This is a genomic window from bacterium (assembly GCA_035281585.1).
Lineage (GTDB): Bacteria > UBA10199 > UBA10199 > DSSB01 > DSSB01 > DATEDP01.
Window position 1 is genome coordinate 1 of sequence record DATEDP010000005.1, and the last position, 5,195, is coordinate 5,195.

Below are 5,195 nucleotides of genomic sequence, written 5' to 3' on the forward strand. Positions count from 1 at the left end.
CGAGACAGCGGCACGTGCAAGGGCAGCGGCCGAGGCTGGCTTGACTCGGCGGCCGGCGGCGGCTCGCTCGAAGGCCCCGGATTCGATCCGGAAACATTCTCTTCGCGCCGGCTGCAGCCGGCCAAAAGCGCCACCGCGGCGACGCCCAACAATATTGGCAACATAGCTTCTCCTTTTGTATTTTCCCCCTCCTTTGTAAGGAGGGGGTTAGGGGGAGGTAGAACGGCGGTGCCGTGCAAAAATTTTGCAAGACGCCGTTGCTCTACCCCTCCCTAGCAACAAGTTTGGAAAGGTTTATTAAGCCGCGGAGTTTGCCCGGCGACTTAGGTCGCCGGTTTACCTCCTTGGCCCCCTTACAAAGGGGAGGGAAACTCTAGCTGAGACTCCCGGGCCCCTTCGTAGTCTTCGTTGAAATCGGCATCGCTCTTGGCGCGGAGGACGGCCGGCACTTCCTCTTTCCGCTTGGCCCGCTCCCTTTCCTTGCGCCGCTTCTCCTCGGCCGCGATCAAGGCGGCCAATTGCTCGAGCAGCGCCTTGTCGAGGGTTGGGGACTCCTTCGCCGGCCGAGCCTCCTTCGAGTGGCCGCCGAACAGCCGAAGAAATTGCAGCAAGGCTCTTTCGAAACGCTGGAGCAGGCCGGGAGAAAAGTGGCGCGATCCCACGGCCGGCGAAAAAAGCGGCGCTCCCAAGGAAAGCCCGAGGCTGCGCAAAGCCCAATGGCTCCCGTCGAGCCGCAGCCCGGGGCCGGCGGGAGCTCTCGCTCCCAACAAAACCTGCAAGGCTTCGCCGACAGCGGCCGGATGGAGCTTGGCGAGCAGCGCCGGCAGCAGGGCCCCGGCCGGGCCCATTTGGCTTTGCACCCAAGCCTTCAGGCCGGGCGGCCATTGGCTCAGGAGCTCCGGCGCGGCCATCGCTTCTTGCAGCAAGACGACGAGAGCCTCGGCGGCCTCGGCCGGAATCTGGCGCGCGACCGAGCCCCGCTCTCCGGCCTGCCGCAAGGCGACTTGAAGCTTGGTCAGCGCCTCCGAGAGCACCGGCGGCTCGGCGGAGCCTTCGAAGCTCATCAAAGCCCCGCTCTCATTGGTCTCGGCGGATTTAACGAGCCGCTCCGGCGAAGGCGGCGGCGCCGCATTTCGCGGCGAATTCGCCGTCTCGGCCGAATTCGCGGCGCGAGGGAGGGACTGGCGTCCGGCCTCGGCAAAGGCTGAAGCTTGCCGGGGCAAAGCGGCGAAGGCTGTCGCGAACAGCCTGGTTTGGCCGGCGAATTCACGGACCGTGCCGCGCGCTGGCTCGGGCTTGGGACCGGGGTTTTCGCTGGGCGATGGGGCCTGCCGCGGATCCGAAATCGAGCCACGCGTGGCCGGCTCCCGGCTCGGAGCCCGAGGTTCGCCGCGCGGCCGCGGCGGCGGCGTTTCCGGCCTTTGGCCGGAGGTGAGTTGGGCGGTTTCGCGGGCCGCCCGCTGGAATTCCTCCAAGCTGGCCCGACCTCGGACCTCTTGGCGTTGCTGCAGATGGTGAAGATGCTCTTCGGAGCTTTCGTGAACGTGATCGTGACCGCCGCCATGGTTATGGCCGTCACCCACGAAATGCCCCGGAGGCAATGCTCGCGGCGGAGTCATGGGATGCTCCTCAATCGTAGATTGTGGGAAATCGAAGGCCTAAAGGGAGATCAGGCCCGGGGAGGAGCTTGGGAAAATTTACCGAGCAGGAAAAAGGAAGCGATCAGCTTCGGCGCGGCGGCCGGAAACGGCAGCTCTTGGAAAAAATCGGGGGTCGAGACAAGGCCGGGGGCGGCCTCGAGGTTGCCGAGCTTGGCCTGCTGGCCGAGGTGGCAAGTCGCGCAATGCTCCGGATCCTTGGCCGCGGCTTCGTGGTGGTGGAAAGCCGCCAACAGGCCCGATCCGACGAGCGCCAGAACCAAAAAGAAGGAGCCGATCCGTTTTTTACAGCGATTGAACAGCATCGATGGATTCTCTCTTAAAGAATCGTCGACACCGCTGTCAAGTTGCGAGAGGATTGACAAGATCGCCGTGGACCAGTATTTCCCCGTTTTATGGAAGGATTTCGCAAAAAATTGGCGCGCAGCGGAATTTTCGCGGCGCTCTTCTTTGCGGCCTTCGCCATCCTCGCTTCCTTCCACTATCACGAAGCGGCGGCCAGCGAAGTCTCCTCCCATCATTGCGCGGTCTGCCATCAATCTTCCGGCTCCAAGTCCCTGACCAAGGGGGCGGCGGCTTTGGCGGCCCCGTTGATTTCCTACGAAAACCTCGAAAGCACCGAAACCGCTCAAGCCTTGGCGCCGGCTCCGACCGGCAGCGACCCGATCCGCGGCCCGCCCCTCGCCTAAGCGCCTTCTCTTTTCACCGTAAAATTTGAATTTTTCTTCCAAGGAGCTTTTATGAACCGCCTCCGGTTCCTCGCTTGGTCCCTAAGCCTGTTCCTGGCTATTTTGCCGTTTCACTCGGCCTTCGCCGAAAGCGAAGTCGAAGAATTACGGCGCGAAGTCCGCGAGCTTCGCCAAACCGTCCGCCAATTGAGCGAGGCGGTGAAAGAACAAAATCAACGCCTCGAAACCTTGACCGGCGACGCGCCGCCCCGCGCGCCGGCCGCAACGGTCGCCGAGCCGGCCGCTTCGGAAACGAAGAAACCGGAGCCGGTCGCGGCGGCCTCGAGCCAGGACCCCGAGATCCAAGGCTTGCTCGATCAAGTCAACCAGGCGCCGGCGCCGCCGGGAGCCAATTCGCGCTCGATCGGCCTCTGGCGCTACCCGACGCCGGGCGGCACCGCGGCCAAGCTGCTGCCCGACATCGGCGTCTTCGGCAGCTTCGTCGGCGCTTATTTCTCGGAAGACCCGACCTTCGAGACCGGCCACGACCCGGCCCGGACCGGCTTCACTCTCCAGGAGATCGAGCTGGCGCTGCAGTCGGCGATCGATCCCTACGTCCGGGCCGACGTCTTCCTCGCTTTCCACGAGGACGGCGTCGAGCTGGAGGAAGGCTATATGACCACCCTGGGTGCCGGCCTGCCCCGGGGCTTGCAGTTCAAGGGCGGGAAATTCCTCCTGCCCTTCGGCCGCCAAAACCCCAAGCACCTCCACAGCTGGGCCTTCGTCGACAACAACCTGGTGAACCGCTATTTGCTGGGACCCGAAGGCTTGGGCGAGCTGGGCGTGGAAGCTTCCTATCTCTTCCCGATCCCGAGTTTCCTCCAGATCCAAGGCACCTTCACCAACGGCGACAACGAAACCAGCTTCGGCGGCGAGCGCAAGGAGGATTTTCTCTACAGCACCCGGCTCTCGGGCTCGGTCGATTTGACCGAGAACCTCACCTTGCTGGCCGGGGCCTCGGCGGCCTTCGGTTTCAACTCGACCGGACCGGGCAACAAGACCGATCTCTTCGGCGGCGACCTCTTGCTGCGCTGGAAGCCTTCGGCCCGCACCGGCATCACCTGGCAGACCGAGTACATTCTGCGGCGGATGCAGTTCCCCGGCATCCTCGAGTCCGACGGCGGCCTCTACAGCTATGTCGACTGGCAATTCTTCAAGCGCTGGCATGCCGGCCTGCGTTACGATCAGATGGGAATTCCCGAGGGCGTGATCCCGACCGAATATCGGATCTCGCCGGCTCTCACCTTCGAGCCGACCGAGTTTTCGCGGATTCGCCTCCAATACGAATACGACAAGGCCGCGAACGTCGACGGCGTCCACGCCGCGATGTTCCAGTTCCAATTCACCATGGGAACCCACGCGGCCCATCACTTCTAAAAGGAGTCGACGATGAAGAAATGGATTTTGCTCTCTCTCGCTCTGCTGTTGCCGGTCTCGGTCGAAGCCAAGCTCAAGGCCGTTGCCACCATCCCGGTCTTCGCCGACTTGACCCGCGAGGTCGGCGGCGAACGGGTCGAGGTGATCTCCTTGTCTCGAGGCAACCAAGATCCTCACTTTCTCGATGCCAAGCCGACCTTTTCGGCCGAGCTTAACCGAGCCGATTTATTGATTTACAGCGGCCTAGACCTTGAGGTCGGCTGGCTCCCCCCGATCTTGGTTCAATCGCGGAACGGCAAGATCCAACCCAACGCCCTCGGCAGCGTCAACGCCGCTCTCGGCATCCAAGTCCTGGAGATTCCACGGGTGGCGCTGGACCGTTCGATGGGCGACGTCCATCCGCTGGGCAATCCCCATACTTGGCTCGATCCTCGCAATGGCAAGCTCATCGCGGCCAACATCTATCAGCACTTGGTCCGGCTCGATCCGGAGGGAAAGGCCTACTACGAGGGCCGACTGAAGGATTTCCTGGCTCGAGCCGATAAGAAAATTGAGGAATGGCAACCCATCATCGCCGGATTTCGAGGCAAGAAGATCGTCACCTACCACAAGAGCTTCAGCTATTTCGTCGCCTGGAGCGGCCTCGAAGTCGCCGCCACCATCGAGCCCAAGCCGGGAATTCCGCCGAGCTCGCGTCACGTCGACGAGCTGCTCAAGCAGATTCCGATCCAGGACGTGCGATTGATCGTCGCCGAGAGCTTCTATCCCAAGAAAGTCCCGGCCTTCCTTTCGGAGAAAGCGGCCATTCCCTATTTGATGCTGCCGACCGAGACCGACGACCAAGGCGTCCAGGGCTATTTGGAATTGATCGATTACCTGGTTCGTGAAATACAGGGAGGTTTGTCATCCCGAACGAAGTGAGGGATCCTTGCCCAAGTTTTTTTGGGTCAAGAACCTCCGCAAGGATTCCTCGGCCCTTAGGGCCTCGGAATGACATCCGCATGAAAGACGTAATCCTCCAACTCCACGAGCTCGTCGTCGGCTTTCCGGGCCGGCCCCTTCACGAGCCTTTGAGCCTGGAGCTGCCGGCCGGCGGCCGCCTCGGGATCATCGGCGGCAACGGCAGCGGCAAGTCGACTTTGATGAAAACGCTGATGGGCCTGCAAAAACCTCACGGCGGCTCCTTCGGTTGGCGCGAGGGAGCGAGCTTCGGCTACGTCCCCCAGGAAAATCAAGTCGACCTCCTCTTCCCGATGAGCGTCGAGGACTTGCTCAACATGGGGATGCTCCGAGAGCTGCCGCGTTGGCGCCGCGGCAATCGCCGGACTGAAGCCAAGATCGAGGAAATTTTAAGCGAGATGGAAATCGCGCCGCTGCGCGAAGCCTTGCTGCGCGAGCTCTCGGGCGGCGAACGCCAGCGCTCCCTGATCGG

General features: G+C 62.6%; 6 protein-coding genes. 4 read left to right on the plus strand and 2 right to left on the minus strand.

Annotated features, from left to right (window positions below):
- Positions 1–353: 353 nt before the first annotated feature.
- Positions 354–1,619 carry a hypothetical protein gene (locus VJR29_00175; protein ID HKY61812.1) on the minus strand — a complete coding sequence of 422 codons (1,266 nt, stop codon included), beginning with the start codon at positions 1,617–1,619 and terminating at the stop codon, positions 354–356.
- Positions 1,620–1,669: 50 nt separating this feature from the next.
- Positions 1,670–1,963 carry a hypothetical protein gene (locus VJR29_00180; protein ID HKY61813.1) on the minus strand — a complete coding sequence of 98 codons (294 nt, stop codon included), beginning with the start codon at positions 1,961–1,963 and terminating at the stop codon, positions 1,670–1,672.
- A gap of 111 nt (positions 1,964–2,074) precedes the next feature.
- Between VJR29_00180 and VJR29_00185 the strand changes: the two genes are divergently transcribed.
- From VJR29_00185 to VJR29_00200, 4 genes are all read left to right on the plus strand, one after another.
- Positions 2,075–2,347 (plus strand): hypothetical protein, encoded by a 273-nt coding sequence (locus VJR29_00185; GenBank protein HKY61814.1) that lies wholly within the window; start codon positions 2,075–2,077, stop codon positions 2,345–2,347.
- Between the two features lie 51 nt (positions 2,348–2,398).
- On the plus strand, positions 2,399–3,763 hold the full coding sequence (locus VJR29_00190) for a hypothetical protein (protein HKY61815.1): 1,365 nt from the start codon (positions 2,399–2,401) through the stop codon (positions 3,761–3,763).
- A gap of 12 nt (positions 3,764–3,775) precedes the next feature.
- Entirely contained in the window at positions 3,776–4,684 is a 909-nt protein-coding gene (locus VJR29_00195) for a metal ABC transporter substrate-binding protein (GenBank protein HKY61816.1), read from the plus strand.
- Between the two features lie 80 nt (positions 4,685–4,764).
- Positions 4,765–5,195, plus strand: a 431-nt coding sequence (locus VJR29_00200) for an ATP-binding cassette domain-containing protein (protein HKY61817.1), incomplete at its 3' end; no start/stop codon positions are given.